This is a genomic window from Streptomyces synnematoformans, from assembly GCF_039531005.1.
Lineage (GTDB): Bacteria > Actinomycetota > Actinomycetes > Streptomycetales > Streptomycetaceae > Streptomyces > Streptomyces synnematoformans.
On sequence record NZ_BAAAPF010000718.1, the window covers coordinates 1 to 892 of the forward strand.

General features: G+C 78.6%; 1 pseudogene. It reads left to right on the forward strand.

Annotated elements, in window-relative coordinates:
- Nucleotides 1-101 precede the first annotated feature (101 nt).
- Nucleotides 102-892, forward strand: a pseudogene (locus ABD317_RS37320) (SAV_2336 N-terminal domain-related protein); the annotation flags it as partial.

Below are 892 nucleotides of genomic sequence, written 5' to 3' on the forward strand. Positions count from 1 at the left end.
GCTGGTGCTGCCCGTCATCCGGCTGGTGCAGCGCGCCCTGTTCCCCGACCTGGCCATCCACCTCGCCGCCGTGCCGCTGGTGCTGCCCGTCATCCGGCTGGGTGCGCCCCACCGCCGGGAGAACGGACACCGCCTCGGCCGCCGCCGCCCGGCCCGCGGACGCCGGCCCCGACCCGGCCGCCACGCTCGCCGCGTTCGACGCGACGGCCTCGCCGGCGGCGCGGCGGCTGGCCATCCACCTCGCCGCCGTGCCGCTGGTGCTGCCCGTCATCCGGCTGGTGCAGCGCGCCCTGTTCCCCGACACCGGGCCGGCGGAGACCGCCGAGATCCTGCTCAGCGAGCTGGTCGAGGCGCGCGAGCCGGTGCCCGAGGCGGCCCGGGAACCGGGGCGCGAACCGGTGGGCGACGACCCGTGGTTCGACTTCCGCCCCGGCGTGCGCGAGCTGCTGCTGCGCCGGCTCAGCCACGGCGAGGCGGCGCTGGTGCTCAAGCACTGCTCGCTGTACATCGAGCGGACCTTCGGGCAGGGTGCGCGCAACTTCCCGGCCGTCGCGGTCGCCTACCTCTCCGGCGGGGACCGCGAGCCGGACCTCGGCGGCGGCCGGGTCCCGGACCAGTTCGCGCGCGTCTCCGAGCAGGTGCTGCGGGCCTTCCAGCCCGCCTTCCGCGGCCCCGCCGCGGCCGGCGGCGCGGAGCTGCTGCAGCGGTACGAGCGCACCCGCAGCGTCCGGGACCTGCTGGACGCCGTACGGGCCCTGCGCCGCGCCGTCGTCGAGGAGCGGGACATCGCGCAGCAGGGGCTGCTCGCGCGGGCCCTGCTGCTGCACTGGCAGCGGCTGCGCGAGCCGGACGCGCTGGCGGAGGCCGAGCGGTGGGCGCGCGGCGCGCTGGC